Below are 20,257 nucleotides of genomic sequence, written 5' to 3' on the forward strand. Positions count from 1 at the left end.
TTGAGAAAAAGGACCCGCGATTTATTTGATTATCTCATAACAGGGTTCATAAGCAGCGCCTCCGGGAAGTTTCATGCGATCTTGCTCGACAAAATCTTGCAGGAGGTTATCCATGCGATGCATGATATCTGCATCGCCGTGGAGCTTGAATACCCCATGTTTTTCTATAGCGTGGATACCCACTTCTTTAACATTACCTGCCACAATACCAGAAAATGCGCGCCGTAGCGCTGAGGCAAGTTTTTCCGCTGGCTGGTTTGGGTATAAATTCAAGTCAGCCATGTTTTCATGGGTTGGTATGAATGGCGATTGTAGATCAGAGCTGATTTTCAGTGACCAGTTGAAGCTATAGGCATCTCCAGTTGCGCGGCGCTTTTCTTTGACTTTCGGCATGGCTTTTTTCATTATACGTGCGACTTCTGAAGGGGCATCGACAATAATGCGATAGTAATGGCGAGCCTGCTCCCCTAGGGTATTAACGATAAATTCATCCAGCACCTGGAAGTAATTGGCACTCTCTTTGGGCCCAGTCAGAACCAGCGGCAGAACTTGAGCTTTGTTTTCAGGATGCATCAGGATAGACAACAAATACAGCAATTCTTCTGCCGTTCCCACTCCGCCAGGGAAGATAATGATGCCATGGGCAATACGGACAAAGGCTTCCAGACGTTTTTCAATATCAGGCATGATAATGAGTTCATTCACCAGCGGATTAGGTGGCTCTGCCGCAATAATTGAAGGTTCGGTGATGCCGATGAAACGACTTTTTTTGTAATTCTGCTGGGCATGTCCCACTGCGGCGCCTTTCATCGGTGCTTCCATTGCACCAGGACCACAACCCGTACAGATATTCAGTTCACGTAATCCAAGCTCATTGCCTACCTTGCGTCCATACAAGTATTCTTTCTCATTAATGGAATGGCCGCCCCAACAAACAATCATATTAGGATCTTCTGAGATATGCAGTGCCTTGGCGTTGCGTAGGATGGAGAAAATGGTATTGGTAATGTGCATACCATTTCCCATATCCAAATGATGTCTTTTTTGTGCATCGGTAATTTGCGCGTGGACAAACAAAATATCGCGCAGCACTGCAAAAAGATTGGCTTGCAGGGAACGGATGATTTTACCATCGACAAAGGCTTCTTCGGGGGGATTAATCAGTTTCAGTTTTACGCCACGTTCTCTACGCAGTACGTTGATATCAAAATTTTGATATTTTGAGAGTAATTCCTTACTGTTATCTGTTTGACTACCTGAATTAAGAACCGCCAGTGAACAATTACGGAAAAGGCGGTATAAATCACTGCTTGCGGTACGCTTGAGCATATCTACTTCAAGCTGAGAGAGTAAATCCATTGATCCTAATGGATTGACATGTGTAATCAAGAATGACTCCTTTTACCCCTTGTGGGGATTCCTCAGTAATGATTTATACCCTATTGGGTATAACTGACTTTATTCACAGTTTAGCTAGCGGTCACTCATCCAAGTTATTTCGATTATTGACGGGCTAACCTTTCTCTTGCTGGAATAAACACTTCGTTACTGCGCCACGGATTGATATCCAATCCTCCCCGACGGGTATAGCGCGCATAAACGGTGAGTTTTTCAGGTGCACATAATGTCATTAAGTCATTGAAAATACGCTCAACACATTGTTCGTGAAATTCATTGTGATGCCGGAAAGAAACTAAGTAGCGCAATAACTTTTCCTGATCGATTTTTGGGCCTTGATAGCGGATCATAACCGATCCCCAATCGGGTTGGTTGGTGATCAGGCAATTTGATTTTAGCAAATGGCTAACCAGGGTTTCTTCAACGACAGGGCCAGTGGCTGCGTTGTTAAGATAATCGCGACTGAATTGATAATCATCAATTTCAATGTCCTGATTATCGATGCATTTTCCAGCAAATTCGGCAATTGGCTGTTGGCTGAAATCGTGCAGGGGATGCAGAACCACTTCAATATTGCCATTGGCGCAGGCAGATAAATCTTGTTGCAACGTTTTTTGTACCGTTTCCCAATCAGCAAAGCGAGTTTGGTTAAAGCTGTTGAGATAAAGTTTAAAGCTTTTTGATTCGATAAGGTTTTCACTGGCCGCATCCAAGCTGACGTGACCGATGGCAACTTGAGGAACGCCACGTGCGTTGAGCCAGGAGAGTTCGTACATTGTCCAGATATCTGCACCATGAAAAGGAAGATTATCAGGAAACAGCCCAAGTGGTTCTCGGTTCATACTGCGGGGAACCGCTTGTAATAAAGTCGGATCGTAGTTATCGCGGTAGGGGGTTGGTTTACCCAATGTGAGTTGGGAAAGTGCATGATTATCTTGATATAAAGACATTAGGATTCCTTCGGGCTGAAAAATCTTATGATCGGGATGGTCTTTACGACAAAGAGCGTCTTAGTGACTAAAATCATCTGTACTATATCAAGAAATATTGATGGTTTTTATTCTTATTTTTATTGTGAATTATTCACCAGCTACCAGACTATCAAGCCGACGTTATTGATTGATTTTATTAAGGTAATCAGTGAATTCAGGGCAAGATTATTGCACTTAAATAGCAGATATATACGCGTTACCTTTCAAGTTGCTCATTAGTCAGACAGCATAACTCATTGTTTCTTGAAATGAGGTGGGTATATTTCTATTCGTATTAAACTTCAAGGTGCAATTTACAACACGCTATGAAACCTGATTTCTCCCCGCTTCGCGGGGAGAAACAATATGCATCTTGAAGTGAGATGGGTATATATCTTGCTATTTATTAACAACCCAATTATTAACAACCCAACGTTGCTCCACCATCAACAACAATATCCTGCAAGGTAATATGGCTGGCGAGATCTGAGGCAAGAAAAAGAACTGTATCTGCAATTTCTTCCGGTAGGGCAATTTTTTTCAAAGGAATACCTAACTTAAATTGGTCAGGAAAACCATTAATGATATTTTGCCTGGCTGTAGTTGCAGCGCCTTGCCACATATTGCGTAGCATAGGCGTATCCGTTGAACCAGGAGAAACCAGATTACAACGCACACCGTAGGGGGCCAATTCAAGCCCAACGCTTTGGCACAGGCTACGCATTGCCGCTTTAGAAGCACCATAAGCCGACATTTCAACTCGAGGAACATGAGCAGCGTTAGAGCAAATAGAAACGATGTTTCCACTGCGTTGTTGTTGAAATTGTGGAATTACGGCTTGAAAGAGGTTAAAAGCGCCACCAGCATTGACATTGAAACATTGTTGCCAATCTTCCCAACTCAGGTTTTCTGTTCGTCCTGTTCGCAAAATACCAGCACCATTGATCAATACATCCAGGTGAGGTTCTGCTACGAGTAATTTACGGCAAAGCTGACTTACGGCGATAGGATCACTGATATCTAACTTATAAGCAGTAAAAGGAAGAGCAGAAGCGGGAAATGCCAGATCTAATCCGATGACTTTCGCTCCGGCCTGACTAAATCGGCTGGCAATGTGATAACCAATACCACTGCCGGCGCCTGTCACCCAAACATGTTTATTGCTGAAATCAAAAGCTATATTCATAGTTTTGATCCTGAGTTAGCCGTCAGCAAACTGAGCCAATTTGCCAGCGTTGGGGTTTTCATTAGTGAGATAAAATCAATATTATGGTTTTCATAGCGCCAGCGTGCTGCCAGTGACATTATGTTTACTGAGTCAAGACCGTAATCCAGCATGTTTTCATGATCATCAATATCACCACAGTCATCATCCAACAGCGGTAAAATTTCAGCGCGGAGACGTTCGCGAGTCCATTCAGGTTGCGGAGATATTTCATTGAGTAATGTTTCTGTCGTTAGTACACGACCACAGCGGCCGGCAATATAATGTAATGCCATGATGTGCTCATCGTAGCTGAAATCTGCCAGTGCATCAGCGACAAAAAAAGGCTGGATATCACGCATAAAAGCATCTGTCGCCGTTATCATGCAACCAATATGAGCATAGATACCGCAAATAATTAATTGATCACGCCCCATGTCTTTCAGCTGTTGTTCCAAATCTGAACGTTGAAAGGCACTGTAACGCCATTTTATTAATACAGTGTCATCGCTTTCGGGCGTCAACACAGGAGTAATGCTTTGCTGCTCAGGATACCGATTTATCCCCGCACCCCATATATCATTCAGCAAACCACGTTCTGCATCGTCCTGATGTTTAGGTTGGGCGGTGTAAAAAACCGGTATTCCCTGTTTTTTGCACATTGCTTTTAGATGCACAATGTTATTGACAACCTGCTTGACGAGCAGACTGTCAGCTTGCCAGAAATTGAGGAAATAATTTTGCATGTCATGAATGAGTAGGGCGGCACGCTCGCTATCAAATGGCCAATTCACTTTATTGGTTGGTAATGCTTGAGAAGTGGGAAGAAGGTAATCATTCAGTGTTGGAATACTCATTTTGTCCCTCTGTGATACGTTTAAGGTGCTGTATGAATTAACGTGCTGTGTGCGATGTGACGTAATTTTTGTTTATCGATTTTTCCGACTGGCGTCATGGGAAGGGAAGGCATATTTTCAAAGCGGTCGGGAAGTTTGTAATCCGCGATACCCTGCTCGCGTAAAAAGCGACGTAATACGGCTGATTTTACCTCTTTGCGGGTGACGACATAGGCACAGCTCTTTTCTCCCATGATTGAATCAGGGATGGCGATCAGTGCTGCATGGATCACCAGTGGATGGCGTAACAGTAAATTCTCTATTTCTTCTGCCGCAATCTTTTCGCCACCACGGTTAATTTGATCTTTTTCCCTGCCTACAACTTTTAGATAACCTTTCTCTGTTTGAATGACTAAATCACCCGAACAGTAAAAACCATTTTTATCAAACACTTGATTATTATATTGAGGGCTTTGGTAGTATCCACGGAACGTATAAGGTCCACGAGTCATCAGCAAACCAGGAACACCGAGAGGTAGTGGATTACCCAGGCTGTCGGAGATCCACACTTCATCATCATCACTTATCGGGCGACCTTGAGTAGTGAAAATAGTTTGTTGGTCATCATCCAAACGTGTGTAGTTAACTAATCCTTCGGCCATGCCAAATACCTGTTGCAGTTGACAACCTAATTCTGAAGGTATCCTTCGTGCCAGCGATTCACTCAGGCGGGCACCTCCTACTTGCAATAACGCCAGACTGTCCAGAGGTGATTTATCTCCTGTCAGAGCAATAGCTTCCAGCCACAGGCTTACCGCAGGAGGAACTAAAGCAGCAACGTTAATCCGATATTGTTCAATCAACGGGAAGCAACTTGATGCACTGGGATCATTGGCCATAATCACTTGACCTCCAGCATAAAAAACCCCTAATGCGCCTGGTGAACTCATCGGATAATTATGTGCGGCAGGAAGAGCACATAAGTAGCATGTTTGAGGATTGAAATGGCAGATATCAACGCTGGCTCGAATGCTGTAGTAGTAATCATTGTGAGTTCGGGGGATCAGTTTTGGCATACCTGTACTCCCGCCCGATAGTTGGAAAAAAGCGACTTCATCGGCTGGAGTGGGCGTCGCGATAAAAGTGTTTTCTTTTTCATTAATCAATGTCGTTAAATCTATCGAACGGTCGCTATCTCCCCGCAGGAATATGTGTGTCAGTGAAGAGTAATGTCTATGCAGTTCATGAATAAAAGCATTGTCAGAAAAGAGTGTATGGCTACGGTCTGCGATCAATAGTGATGGTTTAATTTGCTCGGCATAAGCGAATAGTTCACTCCGTTGGTGGCTGAATAGGGCATTGACGGGAACCACGCCTAAACGCAGCAAAGCAAAAAAGGTGATATAAAATTCTGCAATATTCCCTAATTGCACTAATGCGGTTTGTCCATGCTGAACACCGCGGCGCTTGAGGGCAGCGGCCAGATTATCCGCGAGTTGATTGAGTTGGCGATAAGTATATTGTTGAGATGAGCAAATCAGAGCAATATTTTCGTTGTCAGCATGACGCCTGAGTATGTCGCAAAGGGGAAGATCAAGCCAATAACCGCGCTGGCGATAGCGTTGTGATAAGGTTTCAGGCCAGCGATTAAACTCAATACTCATAACACACGTTCCTTACTGTCAGATAATCCTAGAGCTTGTAGCATGGTGCCCAGTTTCACCCCTGTTTCCTGCCATTCAGCATGGGGTTGTGAGTCAGCAACGATGCCGGCTCCGGCAAAGAGTCGAATATGGTTTTCGAATAATTCACCACAGCGAATGGTAACAACCCATTCACCATTGCCCTTAGCATCACACCAACCGACAATACCGCCAAAATAGTTGCGCTCGAAGGGTTCGAGCTGAGCGATGAGTTCGTATGCTCGTTCTCTCGGTGTTCCACAAAGTGCTGGAGTTGGATGAAGTAAGCCAGCAACGGAGAGGACATTAGTGTGTTTATTGCGCAATTCACTGCGTATTTCTGTCGCGAGGTGCCAAAGCAAAGGCGTGCTGAATATTGACGGAGAGTCTGGGATCATCAATTCAGTACAGTGTTTAGTGAGCGCCGTTCGGATTGCATCAATCACGAATTGATGTTCATGGTGATCTTTAGCTGAATGGAGTAGTGATTGACGCAACGCACTGTCTTCCAGAATATTGTGGCTTCGGCGTGACGAGCCTGCCAGTGGTTGAGAAATAAGGGTATTACCCTGTTTACGTAGTAGAAGTTCTGGGCTAGCACCAATTAACGTGCTGTTTTCTAGTGGAATATGAAAGTTGTAGCTATAAGGGTTTTGGGCATTAAGCTGCGTAAAAAGCTGAATAGAGTCAGGTTTTCGAGCAAATTCAATATCCAGTAGACGCGAAAGGACGACCTTATCAAGCAAGCCATGATGGATGGCGTCAACAGCTTGCGAAACCATCTGGCAAAATTCTTCTTTTTCTGGCCATAAATACCACTGTTGCATTTTTAACGGTGGCATAGAGGATCGAGTGGAAAAATGCGCGGTTTCCTGTTCCAGCCAACGGTATTCATAAGGTATATAGAGGGCAGAAGGTTGGCGTTTATCAAAAGGGATTGCCCCGACTGCAATAGGATTTTTAATTCCAGCCTGTTGAGCTTGAAGGAATAATTGAGATAGATGGTCACTTAATAGATTATCAATATCATCATAATGATTGGCGGGAGTGGTTACTTTGGCAAAACGTCCTCGTGCATGTAGGCTTTTATTTGAAGATAGGAACACAAAATCATCACAACTAAAATCCGATAATTCGGATGTGTGATATTCAGTCATTAACTTAAGCACGATATTTCCCTGTTACTATTTAATAAAAAAAGTCAATTTAATACGTATTAATGTTGATAGACGCATTAAACTTCAACTTGCAATTTACAACACGCTATGAAACCTGATTTCTCCCCGTTTCGCGGGGAGAAATCACATGTTCACCTTGAAGTTAGATTGGTATAGACGCAATTCACAGCGGCAAAAGCGTTTGCTTTATGCCACTGGAGTAAAGTTTTGTCTTACCAAGTATATTCCACTGTGGCAACGATGCTGCGCCCGCTACCGTAGAAGCAGGCTTCTACATTTGAGCATGAAGCAACATAACGTTTATTGGTCAGGTTATTCACGTTTAGTTGTACATTCGCGCCTTTTAACTGTGGGGAAGCTTCACCAAGATTGTATTTCGCCATCAAGTCATAGAGGGTATAGGGCTTGACGTGGAATGTTTCTGTATAATCACCGGAAGTCGATCCTGTATAGCGTATCCCGGCTCCCAGAGTGAATCCTTTCAGAGCGGTTTGCGTGAAGCTATAACTCCCCCAGGCAGAAGCTGCATGTTCAGGCACTGAAGGGATTCTTTTGCCAATACGTGAAGTATTGCTATCGTCTTTAGTTTTAGTGTCTGTATAGGTATAACTTGCTATCAGGTTAATTTCTGGTGTGATTTGGGAATGAATTTCAGCCTCTGCTCCTTTTGAACCAATTTTGCCAATTTGCTCGCTAAAACGGGTAACTGGGTTACGGGTGGTTACGTTTTTCTGGGTGATATCGAACAGAGAAAGTGTTAACAGCGTATCACTATCTTTGGGTTGGAATTTAATCCCGATTTCAGTTTGTTCACCGGTTGTAGGTTTGAATGCCGGTGTACCAGGTGCTCCTTGAGACAAGTTAGGTTCAAAGGAGGTGCTGTAACTGATATAAGGCGAAATGCCGTTATCAAAGGCATACAACAAACCCGCACGTCCTGTGAATGCACGGTCTTTTTGTGTTGTTGAGGTGTTTTTGAGCAGGTTTTGTTGCTTGGTTTCAGTCCAGTCATAACGGCCGGACAGAACTAAATTCCAGTTTTCCCAACTGAGTTGGTCTTGTACGTAAGCACCTAACTGGTAAAGTTTCTTTTTGTCATTTAAAGAAAGAGATAACTCATTTTCATTGACGGGGATACCCCAAACTGGATTTGACCAATCAAAGTTGTATTGACTACCGCTTTTATACCATCTTTTGCTAAGGCTATCCGCCCATTTGTAATCGATTCCACTAATAACGTTATGATCAATGTTACTGGTTGAGAATAGTGCCTTCAGCTGATTATCCACATTAAATGATTGCGTTTTGTTGTATTCCCTCTGTGGACGGCGTTGGATACTGGTTGGTAGGTCTTTTACATCCGATACATAAACGAAAAGCTTAAAACGTTCATTTGCTCTTGAATAACGCAGGTTTTGTTGGAAAGAGAAAACATCATTAATGTCATGCTCAAGAATATAGCCGATAGAGGATTGTTCCCGTCTGGACTGATTAAAAGAAGGCTCACTGAGATTCATCTTGTAGGGAATATAGCCCGCATTGGGAACAGATGTTACGGTGCCTTTTTTAGGATAGAAATTACGGAATCCCGCTTTGGGATCGTACTGATAACTGCTCAGCAACGTGAAGGTCGTATTGTCGTTTGGTATCCATGTCAGAGCTGGAGCAATGGCAATTCGCTCTTTTTTATAATCTTTGACAAATTGTTTTTGGGTGCTGACGATACCATTTAAACGATAAAGAACGGGAATGTCATCACCCAATGCCCCACCAAAATCAAAGGCTAATTCACCCAGGCTCCGGTTACCTGCTTTCATCTGGACTTTACGAATGGCCTCTGCTGTGGGCCTTTTGCTTGTCATATTAATCAAGCCGCCAGGGCTGACCTGACCATATAGCACAGATGCCGGCCCATGCACTAACTCTACACGTTCCAATAGCCAAGGATCGAGCTGATTACCATAACTCAAGCCATCAAGGAATTTAGGCGCGTAACGAAAACCACGGGTAATCACTTCGTCATTACGGTTAGAAGAGCCGCGGTAGTTAGTCACAACGCCACTTGAATAATTCAGGGCATCGGCAACGCTCGTTGCGCCTTGTGCTTCTATTTGTGCGCGATTGATGACACTGATTGACTGGGGAGTCTTGATAAGCGGAGTGAGGCTTTTGGTGCCTGCGGCACTGTCTGATTCTACAATGTTTTTTCCAGAATACCCTTCCGTCTTGCTTGTGACGATTAAGGTATCTTCGCTGTTATTGGAAGTCCCATTATTGGCTGAGGCATAGGGAGATAACAGTAAGACAGAAGTAAGCGATAAGAATAATTTATTATAGTTATAGTTTCTATTTGTTCTTTTTGCGGTTTTCAATATCTTATTCTTGCTAGGCAATACCATGGATTTCATCTCTCAATATAGATACTTTTAAAATAATTGATAAAAATCAAATTGATAATTAAGGCGACACCACTATGGCTAAGCTGAATAGTGAGGGCCTCCTGCCTCGTTACTCCTGATAATGCTCCATTAACTCTGTTAGCCAGTGATTAAGATTAATAAAATAAATTGGATAATATTGCAAACAAAAATCATTATCAATATCATTGGTGAATGATAATCGTTTTTATTTTCTAGGATCGTTGCTGGTGTGGTGTATCAAATGGATATGTCATTTGTGAGCGGATTTTTTTGAAGGGGATAAAGGGATGACATTAGTTTTTCAGCCACCAGGTACGGCAGCTCATTTATTAGCTGCGCGTCATGTTGGCAGTGAGTTGTGGTGGAAAAATATTGCTATTTTGGGAACACCCATTATAGAAATTACGAATAATCATCAAGTTAAAACAACCTTCTTTTGGCGAGATCCTAATGGGGACGAACAAAATTCACCTTTTCGCCAAGTCTACATCGATATCAATGGCATCACTGATCATCACTGTCCGCAACCTCAGAGTCTACAACGATTGCCTGAAACGGATATCTGGTATTGGTCAGTGAATCTTGAAGATAACTGGAGAGGAAGTTATCGATTTATACCCGTGACTGACGCACATTTGCCCCCTCAATTTTCAGACGAAATCAAGCAACGTAATCAACAGCAACGTGAATGGTGGATTTCACTCTTTCCATTATCTATTTCAGATCCTTTGAATCTACAGGAATGTCATCGTAATGGGCTTGGTTTGCCTTTATCGGCGATCCATATGCCCCATGCACCTGCACAGACCGCATGGTCATTAATTGATGGGAGCCGTCCACATCATACTGCGCAGCCGGATAAACGTGAGCCTTTGCTTTTGCACTGGCACAGTGATCGGCTTAACAATCAAAGGCGTGTTTGGCTTTATTCCACAGGGGAAGAAACCGCCCCCTCCCGTCCTCTTATCATTCTGCTGGATGGGTTGACTTGGGCGGAAAGAACTCCAGTTTTTCCGGTGATTGAGGTAGCAACTGAAAAACAGCAGATACCAGAGGCGGTTTGGCTGTTGATTGATGTTATTGATATGCCGCATCGAGAGCGGGAACTTCCCTGCAATCCCGATTTTTGGCAAGCGATTCAGGATGAATTGCTGCCGCTTGTCGCACAGTATGTAGCTTTTAGCGATGATCCTGCACAAACAGTGATAGCAGGACAGAGTTACGGAGGGCTGGCGGCATTGTATGCCGCGCTCCATTGGCCACAACGTTTTGGTTGTGTTCTCACACAGTCAGGATCTTTCTGGTGGCCTGATAGCAAAATTGTTCGGCAGTTTATGCCATCTTCTGACCATAAACCAGGTTGGCTGACACAGCAGGTTCTTGGGCAAAAAGTTATTCCTTCGTCGTTAAAAATTTTTCAGGAAGCGGGTTCCCGTGAAGCAGATATCCATTTTGTCAATGATCAAATGTATGCCGCGTTGCAAGGGGCGGGGCACAACGTGAATTATCGCGTGTTTAATGGTGGACACGATGTGTTGTGCTGGCGTGGTGGGTTATTTGATGGCCTTGGTTGGTTACTGGCTAAAAAATGATATGAAAAACCGATTATTGTAATCCAAGAATTGATGAGAATTAAAAATGAATTTGGAACAAAAGAATCCTTTTGATGATGACGAAGCCACTTTTTATGTACTGATAAATAATCAACAACAATATAGCCTTTGGCCGACTTTTGCCGCACAACCCGCCGGCTGGGAGCGGGTTATTGGCCCAGATTCACGGGCCGCTTGTATCGCATACATAGAAGAGCATTGGGTGGATATGCGTCCGGCTAGTCTGCGCAATTTCGATCTGCGTCAACCATCTGCGCGAACCACAGATAAATCAAACTGATAATGCTGATGGTTTAACCTGTCGATAAGAAAGGAAATTAAACGTGCTCAATGTATTGCCATGTACTGAAATTAAGTCAGTCGATTTAACGTTGCCACTTGTCGCTGCTCAGCCTGGAATTTGGGTGGCTGATCAGCTTGCCAACCGCCGTAATGTGTTCACCATTGCGCATTATATTGAAATTAATGGGAGACTGGATCGCACCCTATTTGACGCCGCTATTCGTCAGGGATTGGCTGAAGCCGATACCATTCACGCGCGATATTTTGTTAATGAAGAGGGAGAGCCTGTACAGCAAATTCCAGCCTTCTGTAATGCACAGCAAGTAATTGCTCCTGAGTGGTTTGATTTCTCTCATGGACAAAGCGAAGAGGGAGAACGTCTATCACAGGAATTAATGCGAACAGATCTGGCTGCTGAGTTACCTGCCGATGGAGAACGTCCTCTATATCGACAAGTGATCATGCAGGTTGATGCTCAACCAGAGCGCTGGTACTGGTATCAGCGTTTTCACCATCTAATGTTGGATGGCTTCAGTTTTGATGCTCTGACTCGACGCATTATTGATATCTATAATGCATTCAGAGCAGGTCGCCAGCCAACTGAAAATCCTTTCTGTTCCTTTGAATTAGTCGTCAAAGAGTACCTGAGTTGGGAGCAATCTGCTGCGAAAGCAGAGTCAGCTACGTTCTGGCAAAAGCATACCCGTGAACGAGGTGTTGCTGTTTCACTTTCTACTGAGAATATTGATAATAATAACAATGCATTACCTCTTAATTATCATTGTCATTTTCCGCTTACCCAGTTTGTTTCAGTAAGGGACGATGATTTACTGCGGCCATTCCAGCCAGCTGAAATTGTGATGGCTACACTCTGCATCTATTTCTATCGCATGAGTGGAGAAAAACATCTGTCGATTGGTTTTCCTTTTATGCGGCGTTTGGGATCACAAGCGCTTTGTGCGCTCGGCCCCGTGGTCAATCTCTTGCCGCTGCAAATAAAATTGCAAGACAGGATGTCCCTGGCAGAAGTAGCAAAGGCGTTTGTGGATGAAATGAAGCAAGTGCGTCGTTACCAGCGATATGAAGCCGAACAACTGCGTTGTGATCTGGGATTATCCGGTAGCAACAATGCGCTTTATGGGCCTGTTTTCAATTACAAAATCTATAATGAGGCATTGAAACTAGACGGAAAACCCATCAAGACGCATACACTCGCGATGGGGCCAGTGGATGATTTAGAGTTTGAATTATGTTGTTATGATGATCAGCTTCATCTGACACTGATTGCGAATCGAAATAAGTACAGTGAACAAACGCTACAGTGGCACGGTGAACGGATCAGCTATTTGTTGAATCAATTGCTTATGCAGCCGCAGCAATCCATTGCGTTCATCCCTCTGATTCCGCCACAAGAACAACAACGGCTTGATAGCTGGTCATGCGGGCCGAAAACTCAACCGCCTGTAGAGAGTGTTTCTGTACTGGATCTTTTTTTGCAACAGGTCGAACAGCAGCCTGATGCTATCGCGATACGTTGTCATAATGAACAGCTGACTTACCATCAATTGATGGTAAAAGTGATGCAACTTGCACGTTTCTTGCTATTACAGGGAATGGGGGCTGAAGATGTGGTTGCCATTGGCATTCCTCGTTCAGTGGATTCAATTATTGCTATTTTAGGCGTCTTGGCCAGCGGTGCAGCTTATATTCCCCTTGATCTCGATTATCCGCAGGAACGTTTGCAGTTAATGTGTGACGATGTTCAGCCAGCCTTGCTGATCACTCACTTGACTACATTGGGACAAATGCCCGAAACGTTTAAAGCTATCTGTCTGGATGATCCGCAGATAGCGACGCAGTGTTCCCGTTTATCCCCGTTACCCGTCACAGACGAAGAACGCCGCGAAAAACTGCGCGGGGAACACTTGGCTTACATGATCTACACTTCAGGATCTACCGGTAAGCCAAAAGGGGTGATGAGTACACATGGTGGATTGTTGAATTTATTAATCTCCCATGCAACGCATTTATTTGGGCCTGCCATTGAGAATTTTTACCGGCAATATGGCCGACGAGCGCGTGCAGGACATACTGCCTCTTTCTCCTTTGATTCCTCTTGGGAGCCACTGTTTTGTATGATCTTAGGCAGTGAACTCTATATTTTTGATGAGGAACTGAGGCGGGATGCGTGGGGCGTGGTACAGCAGATGAATCTGCTACCGATTGATATCATGGATATTACGCCTTCCTTCTTGATCCAACTTATCGATAGTGGGTTGTTGGAAAAAGGTAATCACCAACCTGCGTTTATTATGATTGGTGGTGAAGCGGCGACACCGCGGTTGTGGGAATTACTCAAACAGCAGCCGCAAATGGATATCCACAACTATTATGGCCCTTCCGAATATACGATTGATACGCTGGGAAGCAGTATTCGGCTGGCCGATCAACCGGTGATTGGACGTCCAGTTGCTAATACCGATATCTGGCTTTTAGACCGTTACTTACAACCTGTGCCAATAGGTGCAGCGGGAGAATTGTATCTCTCTGGCGCGGGTATCGCCCGTGGGTATTTGCATCGCCCAGGGATGACGGCAACACGTTTTGTCGCTAATCCATTCCGTCATGGCGAAGTAATGTATCGCAGTGGTGATCTTATGCGTTGGCGCCCTGATGGATTACTTGAATTTATTGGCCGCGTGGATCATCAGGTTAAAGTACGAGGTTTTCGCGTTGAATTAGGCGAAGTAGAAAATGCTCTGGTTGATTTGCCGGAGGTCAGTTCCGCGGTCGTGATTGCTGAACCTATCGGCGCAACATATCGGTTGGTGGGGTATTGTGCTGTACCTGATGAGCAACAACGTGCTTTACCTAATATCTCTGCTCTGCTGCTGGCGGCATTGGCAAAGAAACTGCCTGATTACATGGTTCCTTCCCTCTTGATGGTATTGGCAACCTTACCTATTTCGATCAATGGCAAAATAGACCGTCATTCATTACCTAAACCACAACAACTTCCATTGCCAGTAGGCAGAAAAGCGGAAAGTGAGCAGGAAAAATCCATTTGTGAAGCTTTCTCCAGCTTGTTAGGTGTGCAAGAAGTCAGTGCAGATGATGACTTTTTTGCGCTGGGAGGAGACAGTATTTCTGCGATGGCGCTGGGGACGCAATTGCGTCGCCTTGGTTGGCAGTTGCGTCCGCGGGATATTTTCAGTGAACGTACACCTGTGCGTATGGCATTGAAGATGACGCCTATTGCCATTGTTAAACCTGCTCCTACACGCCTTCAGGAAGGGGCGATCGATAGCCTGCCTATTTTACAGTGGTTTGCTGAGACTCATGGCATTAATACCCGTTTTGTCCACGGTGTATTTATACATGTTCCGGCAGAATTGCAGCCGCAACACTTATCACAAGCATTGGTTGCCTTAGAACAAGCGCACCCTGTACTGCGCGCATTGACTCGTGATGGTCGGCTGATTGTAGGTGAGTCTATTCCGTTATCCAAAACCGCTCATTACAGCCTATGGCAAGATTGCGAAGATATTGAAGCTTGTGCTGAGCAAGCTTTCCACGATGCCGTTATGCGTTTGGAACCTGCGAATGGTCAATTATTCCATGCTTGTTTATTACAACATAACGGTGTGTCTAAAGGATTAGTGCTTGTTATTCACCATCTGGCAACAGATGGTGTTTCGTGGCGAATAGTATTGGATGAGTTACGTCAAGGAGTAGAAGCAGCAATCGCCGGTCAGCCCGTAGTTTTGCCGGCAGAAGAGTACACGTTGTACGATTGGAATGACTATCTACGCCAAAATCTGCCACAACGTGCAGCTGAATTGCCTTTTTGGCAACAAATGTTAAATGAAAAAACGCCCCTTTTAGGGCAGCGTCCGCTGGATATACAGCGGGATCGCCAAATAACCTCCTGCAACCAGCGAACATTATTGAGTGGCGAACAAACGGCCGCATTATTAGGGAGCTTGCCAAAGCAATACCACGCGAATATTGAAGAAATTTTATTAACAATGTTGGCAATGGCTTGTTATCGTCGTTTTAACGTCAATAAGTTACGTTTCCAGTTAGAGTCTCATGGCCGTATTGAATTCGATCAAACCGGCGATTTAGCCCGGACTGTTGGCTGGTTAACCGCTGAATATCCAATAGTGGTCAATTTACCGCTGACAGGAGAACACCAACCTGCTGCGATCATGAGTTCTGATAGCGCTATTTCTGACATCGTCAGAGCGGTGAAAAGCGTTCTACGTGCAGTGCCGGATCGTGGCGTCGGTTATGGCTTGCTGCGCTACCTTGATCAAACAGGGCGGGAAATACTGGCAACGCAAGAGACACCAGAGATCTTATTTAATTATCTGGGGCGTTTTGTCGAGACAGATCACTTATGGTCACCACGACGAACTAAACATCTTTTCCAGGATGCTTTTGCGGTTTATCAAGATCCCGAAATGTCCCTAAGCCATAGCTTAGAAATCAATTTGTTTGTGGATGAGCAGGGCAACACACCACAGTTGGTGATTAATTGGCAATGGATTGATGGTATTTTTAGCCAGCAAGATATTGCGGAATTACATCGCGGTATGGCATGGGCGGCTGATTGCTTAATCCAATTCGCCAGACAGCAGCCTTTACGGGCCATGGCTACTTTAGTCGCCGCAGAAACTGGGCTATCAGATATTGAAGAAAACGATCTCACTCAGTTGACTGAGCGTTACGGTCCACTATCTGCTGTATTACCGTTACTGCCACTGCAACAAGGGTTATTATTCCATGCACAGACAGCGACCGAACAGGGAAGCTATAACTCGTTGACACGTCTTTCCCTGCTCGGGGCATTGCCTGTGGCTGAGTTACGACGGGCATTGTCAGTTTTAGTTCGGCATCATCCGCAGATAGTTGCGAAATTTGATACTGAACAATACCTCTCTCCACTGCAATTGATCCCCATTATTTCTGATGACAAGGATTATTGGACACTTGATTTCCATCAACTGCCTGAGTTGACAGCGGAAGAGGAGGAAGCTGCATTACGGGAACTGGAAAAAGCAGAACTCACGCGAAACCTCTTTCAGCAGCCAGCAGCGATGTTACATGCATTGCTGGTACGCCACGGTAAAAGCTTACGCCATACGCTATTGCTAAATGTTCATCATCTGATCGTTGATGGCTGGTCAACACCTATTCTGGTTCAAAACCTTTTGACCTTGTTGAATCAAGGAGAGCAAGCCTTGCATAAACCTGAGATACGTTATCAAGACGTAGTTCAGCAATTATTGACGCGTGAGACGGAGCCTTCTCGTCAATGTTGGCAACAGGTATTGCAAGATGTTCAACCAACGTGTTTATTCGGCGAACAACGCCGTACTGGTGAGGTTAAAGAGCTTGAGATATTACTCGCACCAGAGATGGAGCAGGCATTGACGGACTTGTGTCAGCAACGTGGTTTAACGCTCAATACTTTGATGCAAGGCATTTGGGCGCTGCTATTGAGTATACAAAGTGGCTCATCTGATGTTGTTTTCGGCTCTCCGGTATCGGGGCGGTTTGGGCAGATTGACGGGTTGGATCAGCATATCGGATTGTTCAGTAACACCTTACCCGTTCGCGTTATTTTGGATATGGAACAACCGCTATTACCTCAACTAAAACAGCTACAGGTACAGCAGATCCAATTGATTGAGCATGACAATATTGGTCTGGGCGAGATCCAGCGAATTGCAGGTACGGGTACACTTTTTGATACTTTATTGGTGGTTGAAAATTATCCTGATGTGGAACAGGACAAAGGGAATAAAGAAAATATTGCAGGCATCATCTGCCAAAGCATCAATAACCGTGGTTATACCCATTACCCTTTGACATTACTGGTATTGCCGGGTAAGCGTCTGCGTTTATTAATGGAATATCGTGAAAGCGTTAAACAGCCTGAGTATTTGGCTCAACGCATACTGTTCTTGTTCCAACAATTAATCGAACGGCCAGAAGTTGCACTGCGGGAATGGGGGTTACAATTCGCCGATGAAGCCGCACTAATTGAGGAAGTTAATCACACTTATCATGATATTCCTTCCAAAACACTTCATCAGACTGTGATTGAGCAGGCAAGCAAAACACCTGACGCTTTGGCGTTGTTGGATTGTCATCATCGTCTGACTTACCAGCAAATGCGTCTTCAAACTCGGTTATTGGTTGATCGTCTAATTGATGCGGGTGTACAGGCAGGGGACATTGTTGGGGTTGCATTATCGCGTTCAGTTCGGCTAAGTCTGGCGTTACAGGCGATTTTGGAAGCAGGGGCGACATGGTTGCCTCTTGATATCGGCTATCCTGACGAACGCTTAACCATCATGCTGGAAGATGCGCAACCTCGAGTAGTGATTACAGAAAATGAATATCAGGCACGTTTTGCCAATCAGGCACCGTTGTTGTTGCTGGATACACTGGCAGATGAAACACAACAGCCTATCCATCCAGCCGCCAATGTGACGCCTGAACAGGCTGCATACATTATTTATACCTCTGGCTCTACAGGGCGGCCAAAAGGAGTGGTGGTGAGTCACCAAGCCATTGTTAACCGTTTATTGTGGATGCAGGATGCTTATTCATTGACGACAGATGATGTGGTATTGCAGAAAACTCCCTGTAGTTTTGATGTTTCTGTATGGGAGTTTTTCTGGCCATTGATGACCGGTGCTCAGTTAATGATGGCACCACCGGAAGCGCATCGTGATCCCACACTCCTTCGGCAACTGATTGATGATTATCACGTCACGACATTGCATTTTGTGCCATCAATGCTGGCAACTTTCATTGATTCTTTCGCGTTACAAGAACAAGAAGCACCTTTCTGCCGTAGCTTGAGACGTGTTTTCTGTAGTGGAGAAGCCTTGTCCTGTGAACTGGCGCATCGCTATCAAATGCTGATTACTGCACCTTTGCATAATCTTTATGGGCCAACAGAGGCGGCGGTAGATGTGACATGGCAACCTGCGTTTGGTGAGGCCTTGCAGCGTTGCAGTAGCTCTGGTGTCCCTATCGGTCGGCCGGTATGGAATACCCAATTGCGTATTTTAGATCCTTGGTTGCGCCCTGTTCCCATTGGGGTGGCGGGTGATCTTTATCTCAGTGGGATCCAGTTAGCCACAAACTACCTGAACCGAGCTGATTTGACAGCCAGCCGTTTTGTGGCCGATCCGTTTGCATCGGGTGAGCGGATGTACCGAACGGGGGATATTGCCTGCTGGTCAGAAAACGGTGAGGTTGAATACCTTGGACGCAGTGACGATCAATTAAAAATACGTGGTCAGCGTATTGAACTGGGTGAAATTGAACAAGTTTTACTAGAACAGCCTGAAATCGCCCAGGCTGCGGTTGCTGCACGTGAGTTAGGTAAGCCAAGTCAGGCAATTGAGAATGTTGATGCGCGTCAGCTAATTGCCTGGGTGATCCCGCAATCAGATGTGACATTGGATATTCAAGCGCTGCAACAAACAATGATGAAACGATTGCCTGCTTATATGCTGCCGGTCAGCTATGTAATACAGGAAAAATTCCCACTGAGTGCTAATGGAAAATTGAATCGCAAGGCACTTCCGATGCCAGAGAAATTAACAACAGGCAGGTTACCGCAGGCGGGTTTGGAAAGTCAGCTAGCTAAGTTGTTTGCAGAGATTTTAGCGTGCGACATTGTTTGGGCTGATGATGATTTCTTTGCTTTGGGTGGGCATTCGTTGCTGGCAATGCGTTTGGCAGCCGAAATACATCGACGCCTTAATCTCCGTGTTTCAGTCGGTCATATTATGGTCGCGCGAAGTGTAGAAAAATTGAGTGCACTACTGGTAGATGAACAGAAGAAAAATTCGGCCGAAAACGGCGGAATAGGTGAAGTCTTACCGTTGAGGGAAGGAGCGGGGCCAGCACTCTTCTGTGTGCATCCAGCGTCAGGTTTTGCCTGGCAATACAGTGGGCTTTTGCGTTATCTGGAGGGAGACTGGCCGATTATCGGCTTACAATCTCCTCGTCCTCATGGTGTCATTGCTGACTGCGACAGTCTCGACGCAATGTGTACACGCCATTTGGCGACCTTACGAAATATCCAACCTCATGGGCCTTATTACTTGCTGGGTTATTCTCTGGGAGGAATGTTGGCTCAAGGAATGGCTATCCGTTTACAGCAAGAAGGCGAGGAAGTTGCTTTCTTGGGATTATTGGATGCTTATCCTCCAGAAGGTCAGGATTGGGGAGGGTTAAGCGAAGAAGAAGCCAAACAGGAAATTGCCCGTGAACAGGCAGAGTTTATGGCGGCCACAGAAGATGAGCATGATCCGCAACTGCGTAAGGAAAAGCAGACTATGTTTGAGGATATCGTGGCTAACTATCGAGATGCTGTCCGCAGTTTATTATCCGCTGTTAACCAGAAATATGATGGCGAAGCTACGTTGTTTGTGGCTACCCGAACATTGCCGCCTGAATTGGATGTCGAGGAGACATGGGCACCTTGGATTCGCCATTTACGGGTTTATCGGCAAGATTGTGAACATGCAGATATTCTTTCTCCAGATTCATTGAAACAGTGGGGGCCACTGCTCAATAACTTGTTGAAAAAACGCCGTAATTAAGCTTGCAGCAATTGATTTTATCGTATTTAACGCACCG

10 protein-coding genes are annotated in these 20,257 nt (G+C 44.9%); 3 read left to right on the top strand and 7 right to left on the bottom strand.

Annotation, left to right across the window (positions count from 1 at the left end; genetic code table 11):
- Positions 1-21: 21 nt before the first annotated feature.
- From ppnN to WDV75_RS02565, 7 genes are all read right to left on the bottom strand, one after another.
- Positions 22-1,389 (bottom strand): nucleotide 5'-monophosphate nucleosidase PpnN, encoded by a 1,368-nt coding sequence (ppnN, locus tag WDV75_RS02535; RefSeq protein WP_273557870.1) that lies wholly within the window; start codon positions 1,387-1,389, stop codon positions 22-24.
- A gap of 113 nt (positions 1,390-1,502) precedes the next feature.
- Positions 1,503-2,348, bottom strand: a complete 846-nt coding sequence (gene queF, locus WDV75_RS02540; protein ID WP_189759895.1) for an NADPH-dependent 7-cyano-7-deazaguanine reductase QueF — start codon at positions 2,346-2,348, stop codon at positions 1,503-1,505.
- A 442-nt stretch (positions 2,349-2,790) separates the two neighbouring features.
- Positions 2,791-3,555 carry a 2,3-dihydro-2,3-dihydroxybenzoate dehydrogenase gene (gene dhbA / locus WDV75_RS02545; protein WP_273557871.1) on the bottom strand — a complete coding sequence of 255 codons (765 nt, stop codon included), beginning with the start codon at positions 3,553-3,555 and terminating at the stop codon, positions 2,791-2,793.
- Positions 3,552-4,430: an isochorismatase family protein gene (locus WDV75_RS02550; protein WP_273557872.1), complete on the bottom strand. Its 879-nt coding sequence runs from the start codon at positions 4,428-4,430 to the stop codon at positions 3,552-3,554. Before WDV75_RS02550 ends, dhbA begins: the two co-directional genes overlap by 4 nt.
- 20 nt (positions 4,431-4,450) lie before the next feature.
- A complete protein-coding gene (locus tag WDV75_RS02555) occupies positions 4,451-6,073 on the bottom strand; it encodes a (2,3-dihydroxybenzoyl)adenylate synthase (RefSeq protein WP_273557873.1) in 1,623 nt (540 codons plus the stop codon).
- Entirely contained in the window at positions 6,070-7,260 is a 1,191-nt protein-coding gene (locus WDV75_RS02560; RefSeq protein ID WP_273557874.1) for an isochorismate synthase, read from the bottom strand. Before WDV75_RS02560 ends, WDV75_RS02555 begins: the two co-directional genes overlap by 4 nt.
- Positions 7,261-7,481: 221 nt before the next feature.
- Positions 7,482-9,668, bottom strand: coding sequence for a TonB-dependent siderophore receptor (locus WDV75_RS02565; protein ID WP_273557875.1), 2,187 nt, complete (start codon positions 9,666-9,668; stop codon positions 7,482-7,484).
- A gap of 308 nt (positions 9,669-9,976) precedes the next feature.
- Here WDV75_RS02565 and fes point away from each other — a divergent pair, with 308 nt between their 5' ends.
- From fes to WDV75_RS02580, 3 genes are read left to right on the top strand one after another with little or no spacing between them, the layout of a single operon-like run.
- On the top strand, positions 9,977-11,281 hold the full coding sequence (fes, locus tag WDV75_RS02570; protein WP_189759890.1) for an enterochelin esterase: 1,305 nt from the start codon (positions 9,977-9,979) through the stop codon (positions 11,279-11,281).
- A gap of 46 nt (positions 11,282-11,327) precedes the next feature.
- Positions 11,328-11,582 (top strand): MbtH family protein, encoded by a 255-nt coding sequence (locus WDV75_RS02575; protein ID WP_189759889.1) that lies wholly within the window; start codon positions 11,328-11,330, stop codon positions 11,580-11,582.
- 43 nt (positions 11,583-11,625) lie between these two features.
- The gene (locus WDV75_RS02580; protein WP_273557876.1) at positions 11,626-20,220 is read left to right on the top strand and encodes an amino acid adenylation domain-containing protein; all 8,595 of its coding nucleotides are present in this window, start codon (positions 11,626-11,628) and stop codon (positions 20,218-20,220) included.
- Positions 20,221-20,257 lie beyond the last annotated feature (37 nt).

This window comes from Xenorhabdus griffiniae (assembly GCF_037265215.1).
Lineage (GTDB): Bacteria > Pseudomonadota > Gammaproteobacteria > Enterobacterales > Enterobacteriaceae > Xenorhabdus > Xenorhabdus griffiniae.

Bases quoted from the DNA above. Each gene is read 5' to 3' on its own strand.
- WDV75_RS02575 (WP_189759889.1), top strand. From the start codon at position 11,328: ATGAATTTGGAACAAAAGAATCCTTTTGATGATGACGAAGCCACTTTT.
- WDV75_RS02555 (WP_273557873.1), bottom strand. From the start codon at position 6,073: ATGAGTATTGAGTTTAATCGCTGGCCTGAAACCTTATCACAACGCTAT.
- fes (WP_189759890.1), top strand. From the start codon at position 9,977: ATGACATTAGTTTTTCAGCCACCAGGTACGGCAGCTCATTTATTAGCT.
- WDV75_RS02550 (WP_273557872.1), bottom strand. From the start codon at position 4,430: ATGAGTATTCCAACACTGAATGATTACCTTCTTCCCACTTCTCAAGCA.
- dhbA (WP_273557871.1), bottom strand. From the start codon at position 3,555: ATGAATATAGCTTTTGATTTCAGCAATAAACATGTTTGGGTGACAGGC.
- WDV75_RS02565 (WP_273557875.1), bottom strand. From the start codon at position 9,668: ATGGTATTGCCTAGCAAGAATAAGATATTGAAAACCGCAAAAAGAACA.
- queF (WP_189759895.1), bottom strand. From the start codon at position 2,348: ATGTCTTTATATCAAGATAATCATGCACTTTCCCAACTCACATTGGGT.